Genomic DNA, 19,075 nt, shown 5'->3' on the forward strand with positions numbered 1-19,075 from the left:
GTGGAAGGGGGAACAAGTCGATGGCCCGTCGGCCGGTTCGGCTCATTCGAAACCTTCTCTGTTTCGCGTGGGTGGTCGCCGCGCTTGCGCCCGTGGGATTGGCCTTCGAGCGGAGCGCAGCTATCGAGGTGGCAGCGTTCTGGTTGGCCATGTGCCTTGGCGCCGCTCTTCCGAGTCCTTGGAAACGCGGCATGGCGTGGGCCACTCTGCTTCTCGCCCAGGCCATCGCCGCGTTTGAGCGGGCTCACCTCACCGGTTGGCTCGCGCATGTCGGCGAGGCTCCCTGGCGGTTGTGCGCTTTCAGCCTGGCGGGGCTTGCCGCAATGGGGCTCGTACGGTATGCGTATCGGCGGCCGCTCACCTGGCTCCTCTACAACGGTGTGGCTCAAATGGGGCTGGTGGCTGTTTCGCTGACGCATCCGGCCGCCGGCGTATGCCTGGAACTCACGTGCCTTGGGCTCATGCTCGCGCTTTTTGTCCTGGCGCGATGGGAGGGGGCGGTGGCCGGGAGACCCGATTGGCGCCGCACCGCGTGGGTGGGCGCGGGGGTTCTATTGTGCGGCGCGGCCTGCGCGTGCATCGCGCCAAGGGGCCCCCTCGTGCCTGGCGTGGCGCGCATCGTGATGTCGCTCGTGCCGCAGATGCCCGCGCGCACGGGCTACAGCCTGGACGACAGCCATCTCGGCGGCTCGCTCGTGACGGATCCGCAGCCGATCCTCGAAGTTCGAGCGCCCATCCCGCTCGATCTGCGCGGACAGGTGCTGTCCGACTACACGGGGCAGGGCTGGGTGTCGGTCCCGCTCGACGGATCGGACGTCGCCACCGCGGCCGTGGGCCAGCCTCTCCCGGGCGGTCTCCCGTTCGCGCGTCTCTCCTATCGCACGATGGACGTCGCCGTGTCGGTGAAAGGCGCCGTCAACACGTCGGACCTCCTCGCGCCGTATGCGGTCGATCGCGTCCTGCGGCTGCCGGGCCTCTACGGGAACGAGTTCGCCATCGACACCTTGCAGGGCAACATCAAGGCGGCGCCGCTCGGCCCGGGGGAATCGTACGAGCTGGAGGTGGCTGTCCCGAACAACCCGTACGCACGCCTCGCCTCACTGAGCGTACCTTTTGCCGACGTGCGGCGCGACATTCCGGCCGGCACCCGGGCAGTCGACACGCAGTTGCCCGCTGAGTTGCCGGCGAGCGTCAGGCAGTTGGCATCGCGCATTGTAACGCACGCGCACGCGGTGACGGAGTACGAGATGGTCAACGCCATCATCCAATATCTCGCTGCCCACGAGCGGTACGACGTGTCGGACGTGCCCATGCCACAGCCAGGGCAGGACTACGTCGCGCAGTTTCTCTTTGACACGCACCGCGGGTACTGCGACAACTTCGCGAGTGCCGCCGCGGTGATGCTGCGCGCGCTCGGCGTGCCTGCGCGCTTCGTCACAGGGTTCGCCGTCGGCGCGGACAACGAGATGGCCCCGGACACATACGTGGTGTCCGAGGCAGACGCGCACGCGTGGATCGAGGTGTATTTTCCGCGGTTCGGCTGGATCCCCTTCGACGCGACGCCTGGCTTCGCCATGACGTTCGCGCCGAGCCCGGTTCCCGGGCGCAGCGCGACTGGGAAGCAGCCGGGATCAAGCCGTCACGGCGAAGCGCCCGCATCTTTGCCGGTCGTCAGGCGCGACGTGCGCGCAGTGGTGCCGGTCGCGCTCGGTGGCGTTGCGGCGGCGCTGGGCGCTCTTTGGGCCGCGAGACGGGTTCGCCGGCGCCGCAAAGCGCGGCAGGGCGACTTCGACGCGTTCCTGCGGCTCGTCGGCGAGGCCCGGGCGGCGCTCGGCCTGCCTTCGAGCGCCACGCTGCGCGACTTGCGGCCGCTCGCCGAACGCGCCGGCGCATCGGATGCGTTCGGGCCTTGGCTTCGCGCCGCCGAGGCCAAGCTGTACGGCCGCGAATCGGAGGCGTCCGAGCCCGCAGGCTGGCGAGATCTCTCGGCGACGCTCATTCAGTGGCTCGAGGCGGCTTCTCGCGAGGGAGTGGCGCGAACCCGTTAGCGCTTTTGGCTCTCCGTCTGCCCACTCCGTTGCATGGGCACAACGCGATTTCATCTTTGAATATGCATGCGCGTTCTCCGGCAAAGCGTGGTAAGATTGAAAGAGAACTTCAACTTAGAAACCGAGGGATGGCCATGCAGTCGGGCATCGAGCGGGTGCGGATTGAGACGCTGTATCCCGAAGATCACGTGAACGCGTACCTCATTTTGGGCGATCCGCTCACCCTGGTGGACTCAGGGCTGCCGTTTCCTAAGTCCCTTGCACAGCTTGAGGACGGGCTCGCGCGGCACGGGGTTCGATTCGAAGACATCGAGCAGATTGTCGTGACGCATATGCATCTGGATCACATCGGGGGCGTTTCCGCCGTTCAGCGTGCTTCCGGCGCGCGCATCGTCGTTTCGGAGGCGGCGCGCCGCATCGTCGAGCTCGGGGAAGAAGAACACCGGCGGTTCGACGCGTTTTACGCGGCATTTGCCCGCGAGGCCGGATCGGACGTCCGTTGGGAATCGCGCATCTGGATGCAAAAGTACGATTGGCGCGACGTCGCCTACGTTCGCGATGGCGACGTGGTCCGCGCGGGCGGGCGCGACTGGCGGGTGATGTACGTCCCCGGCCACAGCCGCACCGATATCGTTATGGTGGATCCCGCCGGTCACGCCATTGCCGGCGATCATCTGCTGCCCACCATCTCCGCAAACGCGTTTGTCGAGCCGCCGGTCGATCCGTCCGCCCCTCGCCCGAAGCCCCTGCTCGATTACCGCGTATCGATGGCGCGCACCCGCGCCCTGGATCTCGTCCAGGTGTATCCCGGTCACGGGGATCCGTTTGCGGACCATCGGGCGCTCATCGACAGGCGATTCGCCGAGCACGAGTCGCGCTGCGCGCAGATCCGCGAAGCGTTGGCGGAGGGCGCGACGACCGTGGCGGAGATCACCCGACGTCTCTTCCCGAAGCTGGAGGGCCCCGTGGTCATGCTGGGGCTGTCTGAGGTGCAGGGCCACCTCGATTTGATGGAGAGCCGCGGCGAGGTGACGTCGGTGATGGACGGAGAGGTCAGGCGGTGGACTCGCGTGGCGGCGTCCAAGAGGTGAGTCATGGGAACAGCCTGTAAGAATGAAATCACAAGATATGAAGTGCTATTCCATGAGATGTTTAATCGCAAATTATTGTAAGGCACGATATTCGAGTTGTGGGTGGTAAGGCCTTCGTTCATCTAGGCTCGGGGTGAAGTGACATGAACGTGGATTCACTTTTTGCTTTGGCGATTGACTAAATGTTTTCCGTCGAGTTTGATTGCGTGGAACCGGGCGTAACCTTAGAGTAAAGGAGAGACGATGCCCTTCCGCTATCGTGTTGAGAAAGGAGTTTACGGATGATAGCTTTCCTCCTCACAGCATCTCTGCTTGGCTTTGTTTATAGTGCGGCTCCCGGAGCAGTGAACACCGAAGCATTGCGCAGGGGATTACACAGGGGTTTTTTTCCGTCATTTTTGGTTCAACTTGGAGCCTTATTAGGGGATTTGGTGTGGGCCGTTGTTGGCTTGACGGGAGTTGCACTTGTCTTTCACTTTTTGCCCGTACAGATTATTCTGGGTATCGCGGGAGTAGCCTTTTTGTTCCGAATGGCCTGGCTGTCATTTCTGGACGCCCGCAAGCCAGTTGACCTGCAATTGGACAGCAGTAACGGTAGGAAGGAACAACGGGACTTCATTACGGGAATCGTCTTTTCGTTGGCGAATCCGTTTGGCATAGCCTTCTGGGGCGGCATTGGTGGGGGATTTGCTGCGCATATCGCAGGTATGCCATTGGTCGATAAGCTGTTGGTCTTGTTCCTCGGTTTCTCTGTTGGAGCATTTGCGTGGTGTATCGGAATTTCGGCGCTTGTCGCATGGGCACGTAAGTTTATCGGTGAAAAATTGTTGCGTGGGATTTTTACGGTATCAAGTTTGTTGATGGTCTATTTTGCGCTGGAAATGTTATGGTCTCTGATTCATAACACAATTTATCCACTATTTACTCATCGCTTAAAGATGGAAACAAGTCATTAAAGCAGATGTCTTCGTGAACGTCGTTTCAAAACCACAGGAACTGGAGGTCGACATTCTTACTGGCGTCCGTATTCCAAAAATTACTGGTTCTTGCGTCGTCTCTGGAATGAACCAATGCCGCGCGAATCGAGGTGGTCGAGTGAAACGCGCATTGTTCCTTGCCCCATGCTGTGCACGGGGCTCCTCACGGCCTGCGGCCAATCGCCGACGAATGGCACGGCCTCGCCTCAAGGCGAGGTGTCCCTTCGGATGGCGGTGATCCAAAACGTCGGTCCCCAGTCAGACGTCAATCCCTTGCCGGGAATTCTGCATTCGGTGCAGTGGAGATTGTCTGACGGCTCCACGAGCTATTCCGTGTCGAGTGACGTGGTGAATGAGTTTCGAATTCAGAATGTCGACATTGTGCGTGTCAGAATCCCGCGCGTGTCCAAGACGGAAGGGATTCTGGTCGCCGGTGACAAAAACGGCGTGTGGAAAACGGACGCGCTCTTCTTGCTGCCGTCGCCCGAGAATCAGAGACAAGAGCTGGACGGTCCATCGCTGTCCAAGGCATCGACCACCGGTCCTGTATCGGTCCCGGATGTCGGGGACGTCGACGTCTATACGAGCGCGGATGAGATGGTTTGCTTCCTCTCGAGCGGAATGCTAGCTCTTCCCAAAGGGGCCGCGAATGTTCGGTTGGCGTCTGGCGTGATGGCGGAATTTCAGACCGCTCACGGCGTGAACAGCTTGTCGTATCCGTATGGTTCCCGCACGTTCTTCGTGGTGGGAAACGTTGCGTCAAGTCAACTCTTGTCCGTTGCCAACCACTACACACCCAGCGACGTCTTCTTCTCCCTCGAAGGCCATCAGGGCGACGGGCAGGTGCACGTTGGCACCTAATCTATGCCCACTTAGCCCTGAGCGGTGGTGCGGTGAAAGGGACGATGAAAGAAGATCAGCTTGAATCGCCCGGCGAATTCCGTGAGTCCGGAATTCGCCCTCGTTTTCCCAAATTGACGCCCTTTGTCGAAACCGATAGAATGGGTGCGTAATCCGAGACTCGTATAATGCCGGGAATATGGCCCGGCAGTCTCTACGAGGCGACCGTAAATCGCCTTGCTACGAGGTCGGGCAGGAACGTCGCATACACGCAGCCGGGTACGCACGCGCTCCGCGCCGGAGGCGCCGTGCCTCGCGTCGTCGTGTGCTTCTTCCGGCTTGGACGGGCCGATCCTCGTGGACGTGCGGGATCGGCCCGTTGTCGTAGCCGTTCCTCGCGACCTTTCCCGCAAAGGAGTGCCAGTCGATGCATGAACTTGTGGCCGTCCTCGACTTCGGAGGCCAGTACAACCAGCTGATTGCACGGCGCATTCGTGAGCTCGGCGTGTACTCCGAGCTTTTGCCCCACACCATCTCCGCCGAAGCGCTGAGAAAGCGCCCACTGAAGGGCATCGTCTTCTCCGGCGGCCCGAAGAGCGTGTTTGCGGAAGGCGCGCCGGACGTCGATCCCGCTGTGTTCGACCTCGGCGTCCCCATTCTCGGCATCTGCTACGGCATGCAGCTTCTGGCCAAGCGATTCGAGGCGGACGTGGCGCGCGGCGCCGTGCGCGAGTACGGGCGGGCGTCCATTGAGGTGAAGCCAGGCGCCAATTTGTTTCGCGGACTGCCGGATCGCCAGGGCGTCTGGATGAGCCACAGCGACGTGGTCACCAAGGTGCCCGAGGGCTTTCGCCTCGACGCCGTCACCGACAATGGCGCCATCGCGGCCATGTCGAAGCCCGACGCACGGGTCTACGCCGTCCAGTTTCACCCCGAGGTCCATCACACGGACCACGGCACGGATCTTCTCCGCAACTTCCTGTTCGATATCTGCGGCTGCCGCGGAGACTGGACGATGACCAACTTCATCGACGAGTCCATCCAAAGCATCCGCGAGCGCGTGGGCGACAGGCGCGTGCTCGTCGCCATCTCGGGTGGGGTCGATTCGTCGGTGGCGGCGGCGCTGGTGCATCGCGCCATCGGCCACCAGCTGACGGCCATGTTCGTCGATCACGGCCTTTTGCGCAAGGGCGAGAGCGACAGCGTGATGCAGAGCCTGCGGGACAAGCTCGGCATCGACGTGGTGCGGGTGGACGCGAAGGCGCGGTTTCTCGGCCGCCTCGAGGGCGTGACGGATCCTGAGCGGAAGCGGAAGATCATCGGCGAGGAGTTCATCCGCGTTTTCGAGGAGGAGTCGGAGCGCCTCGGCCCGTTCGACTACCTCGTGCAGGGCACGCTTTACACCGACATCATCGAGAGCGGGACGCACACGGCGGCCACCATCAAGTCGCACCACAACGTGGGCGGGCTTCCAGAAGACATGCGCTTTGAGATCATCGAGCCGCTGCGCGATTTGTTCAAGGACGAGGTGCGCCGCCTCGGCGAAGCGCTGGGACTGGCGCCCGAGATTGTCTGGCGGCAGCCGTTCCCGGGGCCGGGCCTTGCCATCCGCATCATCGGCGAGGTGACGGAAGAGAAGCTGCATCTTGTGCGCGAGTCGGACGCCATTTTGCGCGAGGAGATCGCGAAGGCGGGGCTCGAGCGCGAAATCTGGCAGTACTTCACGGTGCTGACTGGCAACCGCACCGTGGGCGTGATGGGCGACGAGCGGACGTACGCCTACACGCTCGCCGTCCGCGCGGTGCATTCGCAAGAGGGGATGACGGCGGATTTCGCGCGGATTCCCTGGGACGTCCTGGCGGCCATTTCGACCCGCATCGTCAACGAAGTGCCGGGCATCAACCGCGTCGTGTACGACATCACGTCGAAGCCGCCCGCGACCATCGAGTGGGAGTGACTCGCCTCGGGCGAGTCTGCACCCGCGGGAGCGAACGTTCGATTCAAATTCACAATGAACGTTCGGATCGAGGCGGGATTCGTGTTACCATGGGGAGCGACGGGAACGCTCGTGTAGAGAAATGCGCGCCGTGCACGCGGGCGCAGCGAGAGCCTGCGGAGAAAGGGCGACATTCGGTTTCTACGAGGAGGATGTGGCGTGATCGACCGGTACAGCCGGCCCGAGATGGCGAGCCTGTGGACGCTGGAAGAAAAGATGCGGTGGTGGCTGGAAGTCGAAATTCTCGCGGTGGAGGCGTGGGCCGAACTCGGCGTCATCCCGAAGGAGGACGCGCGGCTCATCCGCGAGCGCGCGCGCTTCGACGTGAACCGCGTGTTGGAAATTGAGCAGGAGACGCGCCATGACGTGGTGGCGTTCACGCGGGCGGTCTCCGAGTCGCTCGGCCCGGAGCGGAAGTGGGTGCACTACGGGCTGACGTCGACGGACGTGGTCGACACCGCGCTCATGGCGCAGTTGCGCCGCCCCATCGAGATCATCCGCGAGGACGTGGAGCAACTCCTCTCGACGCTCGAAGCGCTCGCGAAAAAGCACAAGTACACCGTCATGATGGGCCGCACGCACGGCGTGCACGCGGAACCCACCACGTTCGGCCTCAAGTGCCTGCTCTGGTACGCCGAATTGGAGCGCGATCTCGAGCGGTTCGATGCGGCGAGCGAGCGCATGCGCTACGGCAAGATCTCCGGTGCCGTGGGCACGTACGCGAACGTCGATCCGCGAGTGGAGGAATACGTCTGCTCGCGGCTCGGACTCAAGCCCGCGCCCATCAGCACGCAGACGTTGCAGCGGGATCGGCACGCGGAATTCATCTTCACCCTGGCGCTTCTCGGCACGACGCTCGACAAGATCGCGACGGAGATCCGGGCGCTGCAGAAGTCCGAGGTGCGCGAGGTGGAGGAGCCGTTCTACAAGGGGCAGAAAGGGTCTTCCGCCATGCCGCACAAGCGAAACCCGGTGTCGTGCGAGCAGATCTCCGGGCTCTCGCGCGTGCTGCGCGGCTACGTCGTGCCCGCGCTCGAAGACGTGCCGCTCTGGCACGAGCGAGACATCAGCCACTCGTCCGTGGAGCGCATCGTGCTGCCGGACGCAACCATCCTCATCGACTACATGCTCAACCGCATGAACCGCATCTTGACCGATCTGCACGTCTACCCCGAGAACATGCGCCGCAACATGGATCGGACGCACGGGCTCGTGTTCTCGCAGCGCGTCATGACCGCGCTCGTGGACAAGGGTCTGTCGCGCGAGGAGGCGTACGACACCGTCCAGCCGCTCGCGATGCAGGCGTGGGAAGAGGCGAGATCGTTCAAAGAGCTCGTGCTTGCGTCCGATCGCGTCCGGGCTCATCTCTCGCCGGAGGAAATCGATGCCCTGTTCGATCCGTCCTGGCATCTGAAGCACGTCGACACCATCTTCCACCGCTTTGGCATGTGAGCCGCTCTCACGAAAGGATGGGTGAAATGGCCGAGGAAACGCTGCTCTACGAAGGCAAGGCGAAAAAGGTCTTTGCGACGTCCGACCCCGGCGTGGTGCGCGTCCTGTACAAAGACGACGCCACCGCGTTTAACGGGGAGAAGCGCGGCACCATCGCCGGGAAGGGCGCCATCAACAACCAGGTGAGCAACCTTCTGTTCCGCTACCTCGAGGAGCACGGCGTGCCGACACACTTTGTGGAAGAGATCTCCGAGCGGGAGACGCTCGTGCGCAAGGTGGAGATCATCCCGCTCGAGGTGGTCGTCCGCAATATTGCGGCCGGCAGTTTCTCCAAGCGGTTCGGGATCGAAGAGGGCACGCCGCTTGAGCGGCCTTTGATCGAGTTCTACTACAAGAACGACGCGCTCGGCGATCCGCTCGTGACGGACGATCACGCCCTCATCCTCCACCTCGCCATCGAGAAGGACCTCGCGGAACTTCGGCGCCTCGCGCTCGCCGTGAACCATCTTCTTGTCCGGCGCTTCCGCGAGGCCGGGCTCATCCTCGTCGATTTCAAGCTGGAGTTCGGGCGGCTTCCGTCGGGCGAGATCGTCCTGGCGGACGAGATCTCCCCGGACACCTGCCGGCTTTGGGATGAACGCACGAGGGAGAAACTGGATAAAGACAGGTTCCGGCGCGATCTCGGCGGCGTCGAACAGGCGTATCAAGAGGTGTGGGCGCGGCTCAAAGGAGGCGTGGCGCGTTGAAGCAGTTTGAGGTCGAGGTCAAGGTGTGGTTGAAGCCGTCTGTCTTCGATCCGCAGGGGCACGCGGTGCACGGCGCCCTCGTGTCGCTCGGCTTTGAAGGCGCGGGCGAGGTGCGCATCGGCAAGTTCATTCAGATGACGCTCGAGGCGGAGGACGAACAGGCGGCGGCGCACCAGGTGGACGAGATGTGCCAGAAGGTGCTCGCCAACCCCGTCATGGAGACGTACGCGTTCGAGATCAGGGAGCGAGGCCAATGAGGTGGGCGGTCGTCGTCTTCCCGGGTTCCAACTGCGATCGCGACGCCGAGCAGGCCATCCGCCTGGTGACGGGGGATTCGGTCGATCTCGTCTGGCACGACGCAAACGATCTCAGCGCCTACGACGCGATTGTGCTGCCGGGCGGGTTCTCCTACGGAGATTATCTCCGCGCGGGTGCCATCGCGCGGTTCTCGCCCGTGGTGCGCGCGGTGGCGCGCGAGGCCGAGCGCGGCAAGCCGGTCATCGGCATCTGCAACGGGTTTCAGATCTTGACGGAGGCGGGGCTATTGCCGGGGGCGCTCCTCGCCAACCATCATCTTCAGTTTCGCTGCGAGATCGCGAAACTTCGCGTGGAGACGAACGATTCCCCGTTCACGCGCCTGTATCAGCCCGGGGAGGTCATTCGCATTCCCATCGCGCACGGCGAAGGCCGCTATCACGCGGAGCCCGAGGTCTTGGACGAGCTTCGCCGCGACGGCCGCGTGGCGTTCCGCTACGTCGAGAATCCGAACGGATCCGTGGACGACATCGCGGGCATCTTGAACGCCAGGCGGAACGTGCTTGGCCTCATGCCGCACCCCGAGCGGGCCGTGATCGACTGGATGGGTTCGGAGGACGGCATTCGCATGTTTCAATCGATTCACGCGCACGTCGAGGAGGGCCTAACGCATGCGTGAGCCAACGCCAGAAGAGATCCGGGATGGCGCCATCTACCGAAGCCTGGGGCTCTCGGACAGCGAGTACGAGCGGGTGGTGGAGAAGCTCGGCCGGCTGCCGAACTACGTCGAGGCGGGCATCTTCGGCGTGCTCTGGTCGGAGCACTGCAGCTACAAGAGCTCCAAGGTGCACCTGCGCAGGTTCCCGACGACGGGCCCGCAGGTGCTGCAGGGCCCCGGGGAAAACGCGGGCGTGGTGGACATCGGCGACGGTTGGGCCGTCGCGTTCAAGATGGAGAGCCACAATCACCCCTCCGCCGTCGAGCCGTACCAGGGCGCGGCGACGGGCGTCGGCGGCATCCTGCGCGACATCTTCACCATGGGCGCGCGGCCCATCGCGTTTCTCGACAGCCTGCGCTTCGGGCCGCTGGACGACGCGCGCACGCGGTACCTGTTCACGCAGGTGGTGGCTGGTATTGGCGGATATGGGAACTGCGTAGGCATCCCCACGGTGGGAGGCGAGGTGCAGTTTTCGCCGACGTACCGCCAGAACCCGCTGGTGAACGCGATGTGCGTCGGCATCCTGCCCGTACATGGCATCGTCCGCGGGGAAGCGAAAGGCGTCGACAACCCGGTCTTCGTCGTCGGCGCGCGCACGGGCCGCGACGGCATCCACGGCGCCACGTTCGCATCGGCCGAGGATCCGGAGGAGAAGGAGCGCTCGGCGGTGCAGGTGGGCGATCCGTTCCTCGGCAAGCTCCTCATGGAGGCGTGCCTCGAGCTCATCGCCACCGGCGCGGTCGTCGGCATCCAGGACATGGGCGCGGCCGGACTGACCTCGTCGTCCGCGGAGATGGCGAGCCGCGCGGGCGGCGGCATCGAACTCGTGCTCGATCGCGTCCCGGTGCGGGAGACGGGCATGACCCCGTACGAGATGATGCTGTCGGAGTCGCAGGAGCGCATGCTCGTCGTGCTCGAGCGCGGCAAGGAGGAGGTGGCGTTCGCCATCTTCCGCCGCTATGGCCTCGAGGTGGCCGACGTGGGCCGCGTCACCGACGACGGCATGCTGCGCCTCTTGTGGCACGGGAAAGTGGTGGCGGAAATCCCGGTCCGCGCGCTCGTCGATGAAGCGCCGGTATACGAGCGGCCGGTCGGCCCGCCCGTGTCGTCCAAGCGGGCGTCCATTCCCGAGCCGAGTCATCTCGCCGAAGCTTGGCTCTCCCTCATGCGCCATCCGAACGTCGCCGACAAGTCGTGGGTGTACCGCCAGTACGACACGATGGTGCGCGCGCAGACCGTGATGGGCCCGGGCATGGACGCGGCGCTCGTCAAGGTGCCGGATCTCGACAAGGCGGTGGCCATGGCGACTGACGGCAACGCGCGCTACGTCCGGTTGAATCCGAAAAAGGGCGGCGCCATCGCGGTGGCGGAAGCCGCGCGCAACGTCGCCGCGGTGGGCGCCAGGCCGCTCGCCATCACCAACTGCCTCAACTTCGGCAATCCCGAAAAGCCCGCGGTCATGCGCCAGTTGTCCGACGCCATCGACGGCATGGCCGAGGCGTGTCGGGCGCTCGACACGCCCGTGGTCAGCGGCAACGTGTCGCTCTACAACGAGTCGCGCGGTCAGGACATCGATCCCACGCCCATCGTCGGCTGCGTCGGCGTACTGGACGGCATTTCCCGCCGCATGCCGTCTGTGCCGCGCGAGGCGCGTGGGCTGAAGCTCGTCCTACTCGGGCGCGAGGACGATGATCTCGACGGTTCGCTCTTCGCTGAACTAGCGTGTGGCGAGCCGGTGGGCGACGCACCGTATCTCGATCTCGCCGCGGAGCGCCGCCTGCACCAACTCCTGCAGCGCATCGCCGCGGAGCGCGCCGCCGCGGCCGTACATGATGTGTCCGAAGGCGGCCTGGCCGTCGCCATCGCGGAAATGGCCATCGGAGCAGGGTGCGGCGCGTCGCTCATCGCGCCCGACGGCGTGCGGCCAGCCGGCTGGCTGTTTTCCGAAGCGCAGGGGCGCGCCATCGCCGCCGTTTCCCCGGATGCGCTCGATGCGCTCCTCCATCTCGCTCGCGCGCTCGACGTCCCAGCGCGCGTCGCAGGGGAATTTACCGATGCGCCGTATCTCGAAGTCTCGTTTGCGGGCGATCTCGTCCGCGTTTCGCTCGCCGACTTGGAGGAGGCCTATCGCAATGCCATTCCAAGCCTCCTTCGCCAGGATGCTGTCGACTCGCGCGCAACGCTTTGACCAAAAAGGGAGAGACCAGGCGTGGATAGCGTGGAAAAGCAGGCGACTTACGGCGATAAGCCGCGCGAAGAGTGTGGCGTCTTTGGCATCTTTGGTCACCCGCGGGCGGCGGCGCTGACGTACTACGGGCTCGTCGCGCTTCAGCACCGCGGACAAGAGGCGGCTGGCATCACTTCCACCGACGGATCGCGCATGTACAGCCACAAGGGCCTCGGGCTTTTGACCGACGTGTTTCGCGCGGGCGAGCTCGAGGGGCTTCACGGTCACGCCGCCATCGGCCACGTGCGCTACTCGACGGCCGGATCGAACACCATTCAGAACGCGCAGCCCATCGCGCTCGCGACGCACGCGCGCAATTTCGCCATTGCGCACAACGGCAACCTCGTCAACGCGCGCTTTCTGCGCATTCAGTTGGAGGAACAGGGGAGCCTGTTTCAGACGACGTCGGACACCGAGGTCATCGCGCACCTCATCGCGAAGGAGGGCGCCGGCGATTTGGCCGATCTCGTCGCGCGCGCGGTGCAGAAGATCGAGGGCGGCTTCGCGCTCGTCATCCTGAGTGATGACGAGCTCATCGCTGTGCGCGATCCGTTCGGCCTGCGCCCAATGGTGCTCGGGCGGCTCGGGGATGCACACGTGGTGGCGTCGGAATCCTGCGCCTTCGAGACGGTGGGCGCCACGCTCGTGCGCGACGTGGAGCCGGGCGAGTTGCTGCACATCACGCGCCACGGCGTGCGATCCGTCCGCTTTGCTCCCCGCCGCGCGAGGCGCATGTGCACGTTCGAACACGTGTACTTCGCCCGGCCGGACAGCGACGTAGACGGCTGGAACGTGCACAGCGTGCGCAAACAGCTCGGGCGCATCTTGGCCGAGCGACATCCCGCGCCGGGCGACATCGTGATTGGCGTGCCGGATTCGAGCGTGTCGGCGGCGGCGGGATACGCCGAGCAGAGCGGGCTTCCGCTCGAGACGGGGCTCATCAAGAACAAGTACATCGCGCGCACGTTCATCCAGCCTTCGCAGGAGCTGCGCGACCTCGGCGTGCGGCTGAAGCTGAACGCCGTGCGCTCGGTGGTCGAAGGCAAGCGCGTCGTCCTGATCGACGATTCCATCGTCCGGGGCACCACGTCGCGGCGCATTGTGCGGCTGCTGCGCGGCGCGGGGGCGCTCGAGGTGCACGTCCGCATCTCGAGCCCGCCGTACGTCAGCCCGTGCCACTACGGGATCGACACGGCGAAGGAGGACGAACTCATCGCGGCGCGCCATTCCATCGACGAGATCCGGCGCGCCATTGAGGCGGATTCGCTGGAGTTTCTTACGGTGGATGAACTCATGGAGGCGTTCGGCTTTCCGCCGGGATCGCCCGTGCCGTTCTGCAACGCGTGCTTTACGCGCCGCTATCCGACGAGTTTGATTGATCAGACGCTGAACGAGGGCATGGAGCCCATCCGCATAGGAGGGTGAACGTTGGATCTGTACAAGCAAGCGGGTGTCGACATCGACGCTGGAAACGAGGCGGCGAAGCGGTACGCGGGACTGGCCAAGGCGACCCTCCGGCCCGAGGTGCTGGCGGCCATCGGCGGCTTTGCCAGCGGCTTTGCGCTCGATCTCGCCCGCTTTCCTGAGCCCGTCCTGGTTTCCGGCACCGACGGCGTCGGCACCAAGCTGAAAATTGCCTTCGCCGCCGGGCGGCACGACACCGTCGGCATCGACTGCGTGGCGATGTGCGTGAACGACATCCTCACGGTGGGCGCGGAGCCGCTCTTCTTCCTCGATTATCTGGCCGTCGGCAAGCTCGACGTCGGCGTGGCCGAGGCCGTGGTGTCGGGCGTGGCGGAGGGCTGCCGCCAGGCGGGCGCGGCGCTTGTGGGCGGCGAGACGGCCGAGATGCCCGGCATGTACGGCGATGGGGAGTACGATCTCGCCGGCTTCGCCGTGGGCTGCGTGAATCGCGGGGAGATGGTGGACGGATCGGCCGTGCGGGAGGGCGACGTGCTCCTCGGGCTCGCGTCGAACGGCGTGCACTCGAACGGCTACTCCCTCGTGCGCAAACTGGTGGCCGAGCACGGCCTTCGGCTGACCGATCCGTTCCCCGGCGAGGACGCGGATGTGGCCGAGGTGCTTTTGCGCCCGACGCGGATTTACGTCAAGAGCGTGCTCAAGCTCCTGCGCGAAGGCGTGCGGGTGTCCGCGATGGCGCACATCACGGGCGGCGGGCTCGTCGACAACCTGCCGCGCGTGCTGCCGGAAGGATGCGAGGCGCAGGTGCGGCGCGGATCGTGGCCGATGCAGCCAGTGTTTCAGTGGCTGCTTGAGGCGAGCGGCCTTTCGTTCGAGGAGGCGTCGCGCATCTGGAATCTCGGCATCGGCTACGTCATCGCCTTGCCGGAGGCGGAGGCCGCGCGCGCGGCACAGCTTCTTCGTGCCGAGGGCGAGGCGGTGTACGACATCGGGCGCGTCGCGCGCGGGGCGCGGGGCGTGAGGTTCATTGAGTAGAGAGCGGGCTAACCGCACAAAGGAGTGGGAACGTGGCGAAACTGGCGCTCGTGAGCGTGTATGACAAGGACGGGATCGTCCCCTTCTGCGAGGCGCTCAGGGATCTCGGCTTCGATATCCTCTCGACCGGCGGCACTGCGAAATTGCTGGAGCAGTCGGGCATTCCGGTCACGCCCATCGACGAGCACACCGGCTTTCCGGAAATTCTGGACGGCCGCGTGAAGACGCTCCACCCCAAGGTGCACGGCGGCCTGCTCGCGCGCCGCGATGTGCCCGAGCACGTCCGGCAGATCGAGGAGCACGGCATCCGCGCCATCGATCTCGTCGTGGTGAACCTGTACCCTTTTGCAAAGACCATCGAGCGCGAGGGCGTGGCGGACGAAGAGGCCATCGAGATGATCGACATCGGCGGCCCGGCCATGTTGAGAAGCGCCGCCAAAAATCACGAATTCGTGCTGCCCGTCATCGACCCCGCGGATTACGATCGCGTCCTTCAAGCGCTGCGCCAAGGAGAGGTGCCGCGGGCGCTTCGCCGCGAGCTCGCCGCGAAGGTGTTCCGGACGATTTCGCGCTACGACGCGCTCATCGCCGACTACCTGGCGGGTCATCTCGACGTAAGCGCCGAGGTGGCGGGCGACTGGCCGCAGGTGTTCCACGTGACGGGCGTCGCGAAGCAGGACCTGCGCTACGGGGAGAATCCACACCAGCGCGCCCAGTTTTACATGGAGCCGAACGCCACCAAAGCCACCATCGCGCGCGCGGAGCAGCTTCAGGGCAAGGAACTCTCCTATAACAACATTCAGGACGCCGACAGCGCGCTTCAGATCCTGCGCGCGTTCGACGACTTCCGCGAGCCCGTCGCGGTGGCGGTGAAGCACATGAATCCGTGCGGCATTGGCCGGGGCGAGACCCTTGAGCAGGCGTTCGAGCGGGCGTACGAGGCGGATCCCGTCTCCATCTTCGGCGGCATTGTTGCGCTGAACCGCGAGGTGGACCGCGGGCTGGCGGAACGGCTCGCCGGCATCTTCCTCGAGATTGTCATCGCGCCGTCGTTCAGCGAGGGGGCGCGCGAGGTCCTCGCCAAGAAGAAGAACCTGCGCCTGCTGACGGTCGACATGTCGCAGCCCTTGTGGCGCCCCGGCGACGTGACGTTCCGGCGCGTGACGGGCGGCTTCCTGGCGCAGACGGTCGATCTCGCCACGCCCATCGATCCGCGCAGTTGGCGCGTGGTGACGAAGCGGACGCCCACGGACGCCGAATATGAGGCGCTTCGCTTCGCGTGGCGCGCGGTGCAGTTCGTCAAGTCGAACGCCATCGTCGTGGCAGAGCGGGACAAGACGCTTGGCATCGGCGCGGGGCAGATGAACCGCGTCGGCGCGGCCGAGATCGCCCTCAAGCAGGCGGGGGCGCGCGCGAAGGGCGCGGTGTTGGCGTCGGACGCGTTCTTCCCGATGCGAGACACCGTCGACGCCGCGGCGCGCGCGGGGATTGCCGCCATCGTCCAGCCGGGGGGTTCCATCCGCGACGAGGACAGCATCGCCGCCGCGGATGAGGCCGGGATCGCGATGGTGTTCACCGGCGAACGGCATTTCTTGCACTGAAACCTGCGCTGAATCAAGGGGGAGAATCCATGGCAAACGAAGTGCGGCGCCCGCGCGTGCTCGTCGTCGGCCAGGGCGCTCGCGAGCACGCCATCGTCTGGAAGCTGGCGCAGAGCGCGAGCCGGCCCGAGCTGTACGCGGCGCCAGGGAACCCGGGCATGGCGGCGTGGGCTGAGCTTGTGCCCGTCGCCGCGTCCGATCACGGCGCTTTGATCCGATTCTGCCAGGACACGGGCATCGATCTCGTCGTGGTGGGCCCCGAGCAGCCGCTGGCCGAGGGCTTGGCGGACGCGCTCGCCGCGGCGGGCATCCCGGTCTTCGGCCCGAGCCGCGAGGCGGCGCAGCTCGAGGCGTCCAAGGCGTTTTCCAAGCGCGTCATGGAGGAGGCGGGCGTGCCGACCGCGCGCCATCGGACGTTTTCGGACGCGGAAGAGGCGCGCGCGTACGTCCGCGCGCAGGGCGCGCCCATTGTCGTCAAGGCGGACGGGCTCGCGGCGGGTAAGGGCGTCGTGGTGGCAGAAACCGTGGCAGAAGCGGAGACCGCGCTCGAGGAGATGCTCGTCCGCGGGCGGTTCGGCGCGTCCGGCCGGCGCGTCGTGATCGAGGAATTCATGCAGGGCGTGGAGCTATCGCTCATGTACTTCGTGGACGCGCACAACGCCGTGCCGATGCTCCCCGCGCGCGACTTCAAGCGCTTGTTGGACGGCGATCGCGGCCCGAACACGGGCGGCATGGGCGCATTCTCGCCCGTGCCCCGCGTGACCGAGGACGTGATCGACCGCGTGACCCGAGAGATTGTGCGGCCGACGCTCGCGCGCCTGCGCGAGATGGGCGTGGTGTACCGCGGCGTGCTGTACGCCGGGCTCATGCTGACCGATGAGGGGCCGAAGGTGGTGGAGTTCAACTGCCGCTTCGGCGATCCGGAGACCGAGGTGGTCCTGCCGCTTTTCGCGGGCGATCTGTTCGAGGTCATGTGGGCGGTGGCGCACGATCGCCTCGATCCCGCCATGGTTTCGTGGCGCCAGGACGCGGCGGTGTGCGTGGTGATGGCGAGCGCGGGGTATCCGGCTTCGTCGGAGACGGGGGTGCCCATCGAGCTGCCGGGCGCGCTCCCGGAGGGCGTGACGGTGTTTCACGCGGGCACGCGCTTCGGCGACGGCGGGCGCCTCGAGACCTCAGGCGGCCGCGTGCTCACCATCACCGCGGTCGATCAGAATATCCCAGGCGCTATCGACCGCGCCTACACGGCGGTCTCGTCGATTCACTTTAGCGGAGCGCAGTATCGCCGCGACATCGCACATAATTGGCAATCTTAGAAATGTGCGCTATCCTTATCTGCGGAGCGGCGGTCGGCGCCCTGCCGGCCGCCTTTCTGCGGAGGAGGGATCGCGTTGTACGCCATCATGATGCTCTGCGCGGCGGCGATGTACGGGCTCGTCTCGCCCGTGCTGCGCATCGCGTACGCGGCTGGGCTCGATCCTGCCACGGCCACCGACGCCCAGTACGCCATCGCGGCGGTGTGCCTCTGGCTCGTCGCAATGGTCCGCCACCGGGGCAAGCGGATCGACAGGCGCCAGTGGATGCTCATCGTGCTCATCGGCCTCATGAATGCGCTCTTTTGCTACACCTATTACCGCGCGCTCGCCGTGCTTCCCGCTTCCCTCGCCATCGTGTTCATGTTCCAGTTCGTGTGGATGGCGACGCTCATCGACGCGGTCTGGCACCGCCGCTGGCCGGGTCCTGCGAAGTGGCTCGGACTTCTCCTCATCCTCGGCGGCACCGTCCTCGCGGTGGGCGCAACCGGCGCATCATGGAAGAACGTGCCCGTGGGCGCCGCCCTGCTCGGCCTCGGCGCCGCGCTCGCCTATGCCATCAATCTGACTGTCTCCGCGCAGAACGATCCCGCCGTCTCTCCCGAACTCCGCTCCGCACTGGTCGTCACAGTCGCCGGCATCGCGGTGCTCTCGGTGTTTCCTCCCGGTGCGTTTGTGCGTCATCTCGCTGCTAGTCCATCGACCACCCTGTTCTGGGGCTTTTGGATCGCGCTCCTGAGCCAGGTGCTGCCGACGCTCTTTGCCCTCATCGCCATCCCACACATCGGCGGGCGCATGGCGGCCGTGCTCGGCACGCTGGAGTTGCCCGTGGCCGTCGTCGGCGCCTGGCTCATGAATGGCGATCACGTCTCGCCCCTTCGCTGGCTCGGCGTGCTCCTCATCCTCGCCGGCATGGTGATAAGCGAGGCGATGAGTAGGGAAAAAGGGCCGACGGCCGAAGCGGCAAGTGCGCAACAACTCGGCATGCGTTGGCGCCGCAGCCGGGCGGTGAAGTGGCGAGAGGCGCCAAAGCGTTGAAGGCCGTGACTGGCGGCTCGAAGCGGAGATTCGTGGCCAACTGCGGCGTTCGTTGTGCGGAAAGGCCGAAATCAACGAGACGGCGGGATTCCATAAAATTCATGGTCATTTTGTGTTGACATGGGATGTTCATCGGTGTTAATATCATTCTCGCCGCCCGCGAGGCGGCAGAAGATCCGCGCGGTGGCGCGGGAATCGCTCCTTGAAAACTAAACACACGAGACCACCAAGCCCGTAAGTCCTTGTGACCGAACGGTCAGGATAAAGCACTTGGATTGAGAGTTTGATCCTGGCTCAGGACGAACGCTGGCGGCGT

General features: G+C 65.1%; 15 protein-coding genes and 1 riboswitch. All 15 genes read left to right on the top strand.

The genetic code is table 11. From position 1 onward, the window contains the following. Window positions 1–20 precede the first annotated feature (20 nt). Window positions 21–2,048, top strand: a complete 2,028-nt coding sequence (locus tag AC27E8_RS12310) for a transglutaminase TgpA family protein (protein ID WP_487099027.1) — start codon at window positions 21–23, stop codon at window positions 2,046–2,048. 134 nt (window positions 2,049–2,182) lie between these two features. Continuing rightward, window positions 2,183–3,139, top strand: coding sequence for an MBL fold metallo-hydrolase (locus tag AC27E8_RS12315; RefSeq protein ID WP_487099028.1), 957 nt, complete (start codon window positions 2,183–2,185; stop codon window positions 3,137–3,139). A 281-nt stretch (window positions 3,140–3,420) separates the two neighbouring features. Next, entirely contained in the window at window positions 3,421–4,095 is a 675-nt protein-coding gene (locus AC27E8_RS12320; protein WP_487099029.1) for a LysE family transporter, read from the top strand. 249 nt (window positions 4,096–4,344) lie between these two features. Beyond that, entirely contained in the window at window positions 4,345–4,977 is a 633-nt protein-coding gene (locus AC27E8_RS12325) for a hypothetical protein (RefSeq protein WP_487099030.1), read from the top strand. A gap of 140 nt (window positions 4,978–5,117) precedes the next feature. Next, window positions 5,118–5,219: riboswitch (purine riboswitch) on the top strand. A 164-nt stretch (window positions 5,220–5,383) separates the two neighbouring features. Next, complete coding sequence (gene guaA / locus AC27E8_RS12330; protein WP_487099031.1) at window positions 5,384–6,913, top strand: glutamine-hydrolyzing GMP synthase; 1,530 nt, start codon at window positions 5,384–5,386, stop codon at window positions 6,911–6,913. A 198-nt stretch (window positions 6,914–7,111) separates the two neighbouring features. Continuing rightward, on the top strand, window positions 7,112–8,404 hold the full coding sequence (gene purB / locus AC27E8_RS12335; protein ID WP_487099032.1) for an adenylosuccinate lyase: 1,293 nt from the start codon (window positions 7,112–7,114) through the stop codon (window positions 8,402–8,404). A 26-nt stretch (window positions 8,405–8,430) separates the two neighbouring features. After that, a complete protein-coding gene (gene purC / locus AC27E8_RS12340; protein WP_487099033.1) occupies window positions 8,431–9,150 on the top strand; it encodes a phosphoribosylaminoimidazolesuccinocarboxamide synthase in 720 nt (239 codons plus the stop codon). Further along, on the top strand, window positions 9,147–9,407 hold the full coding sequence (gene purS / locus AC27E8_RS12345; protein ID WP_487099034.1) for a phosphoribosylformylglycinamidine synthase subunit PurS: 261 nt from the start codon (window positions 9,147–9,149) through the stop codon (window positions 9,405–9,407). The genes purC and purS overlap by 4 nt, the downstream gene beginning before the upstream one ends. Further along, window positions 9,404–10,084: a phosphoribosylformylglycinamidine synthase subunit PurQ gene (gene purQ / locus AC27E8_RS12350; RefSeq protein ID WP_487099035.1), complete on the top strand. Its 681-nt coding sequence runs from the start codon at window positions 9,404–9,406 to the stop codon at window positions 10,082–10,084. Before purS ends, purQ begins: the two co-directional genes overlap by 4 nt. Then, the gene (purL, locus tag AC27E8_RS12355) at window positions 10,077–12,311 is read left to right on the top strand and encodes a phosphoribosylformylglycinamidine synthase subunit PurL (protein ID WP_487099036.1); all 2,235 of its coding nucleotides are present in this window, start codon (window positions 10,077–10,079) and stop codon (window positions 12,309–12,311) included. Before purQ ends, purL begins: the two co-directional genes overlap by 8 nt. Window positions 12,312–12,332: 21 nt before the next feature. Next, window positions 12,333–13,775 carry an amidophosphoribosyltransferase gene (gene purF / locus AC27E8_RS12360; protein ID WP_487099037.1) on the top strand — a complete coding sequence of 481 codons (1,443 nt, stop codon included), beginning with the start codon at window positions 12,333–12,335 and terminating at the stop codon, window positions 13,773–13,775. A 3-nt stretch (window positions 13,776–13,778) separates the two neighbouring features. Continuing rightward, entirely contained in the window at window positions 13,779–14,807 is a 1,029-nt protein-coding gene (gene purM / locus AC27E8_RS12365) for a phosphoribosylformylglycinamidine cyclo-ligase (protein ID WP_487099038.1), read from the top strand. A 32-nt stretch (window positions 14,808–14,839) separates the two neighbouring features. Beyond that, window positions 14,840–16,408 carry a bifunctional phosphoribosylaminoimidazolecarboxamide formyltransferase/IMP cyclohydrolase gene (gene purH, locus AC27E8_RS12370; RefSeq protein ID WP_487099039.1) on the top strand — a complete coding sequence of 523 codons (1,569 nt, stop codon included), beginning with the start codon at window positions 14,840–14,842 and terminating at the stop codon, window positions 16,406–16,408. A 29-nt stretch (window positions 16,409–16,437) separates the two neighbouring features. Then, entirely contained in the window at window positions 16,438–17,724 is a 1,287-nt protein-coding gene (gene purD / locus AC27E8_RS12375) for a phosphoribosylamine--glycine ligase (protein WP_487099040.1), read from the top strand. A gap of 75 nt (window positions 17,725–17,799) precedes the next feature. Next, window positions 17,800–18,759: an EamA family transporter gene (locus AC27E8_RS12380; RefSeq protein ID WP_487099041.1), complete on the top strand. Its 960-nt coding sequence runs from the start codon at window positions 17,800–17,802 to the stop codon at window positions 18,757–18,759. Window positions 18,760–19,075: the final 316 nt, after the last annotated feature.

It is taken from the genome of Alicyclobacillus sp. CIJ1 (assembly GCF_057538885.1).

Bases quoted from the DNA above. Each gene is read 5' to 3' on its own strand.
- AC27E8_RS12310 (WP_487099027.1), top strand. From the start codon at position 21: ATGGCCCGTCGGCCGGTTCGGCTCATTCGAAACCTTCTCTGTTTCGCG.
- AC27E8_RS12315 (WP_487099028.1), top strand. From the start codon at position 2,183: ATGCAGTCGGGCATCGAGCGGGTGCGGATTGAGACGCTGTATCCCGAA.
- AC27E8_RS12320 (WP_487099029.1), top strand. From the start codon at position 3,421: ATGATAGCTTTCCTCCTCACAGCATCTCTGCTTGGCTTTGTTTATAGT.
- AC27E8_RS12325 (WP_487099030.1), top strand. From the start codon at position 4,345: ATGGCGGTGATCCAAAACGTCGGTCCCCAGTCAGACGTCAATCCCTTG.
- guaA (WP_487099031.1), top strand. From the start codon at position 5,384: ATGCATGAACTTGTGGCCGTCCTCGACTTCGGAGGCCAGTACAACCAG.
- purC (WP_487099033.1), top strand. From the start codon at position 8,431: ATGGCCGAGGAAACGCTGCTCTACGAAGGCAAGGCGAAAAAGGTCTTT.
- purQ (WP_487099035.1), top strand. From the start codon at position 9,404: ATGAGGTGGGCGGTCGTCGTCTTCCCGGGTTCCAACTGCGATCGCGAC.
- purL (WP_487099036.1), top strand. From the start codon at position 10,077: ATGCGTGAGCCAACGCCAGAAGAGATCCGGGATGGCGCCATCTACCGA.
- purD (WP_487099040.1), top strand. From the start codon at position 16,438: ATGGCAAACGAAGTGCGGCGCCCGCGCGTGCTCGTCGTCGGCCAGGGC.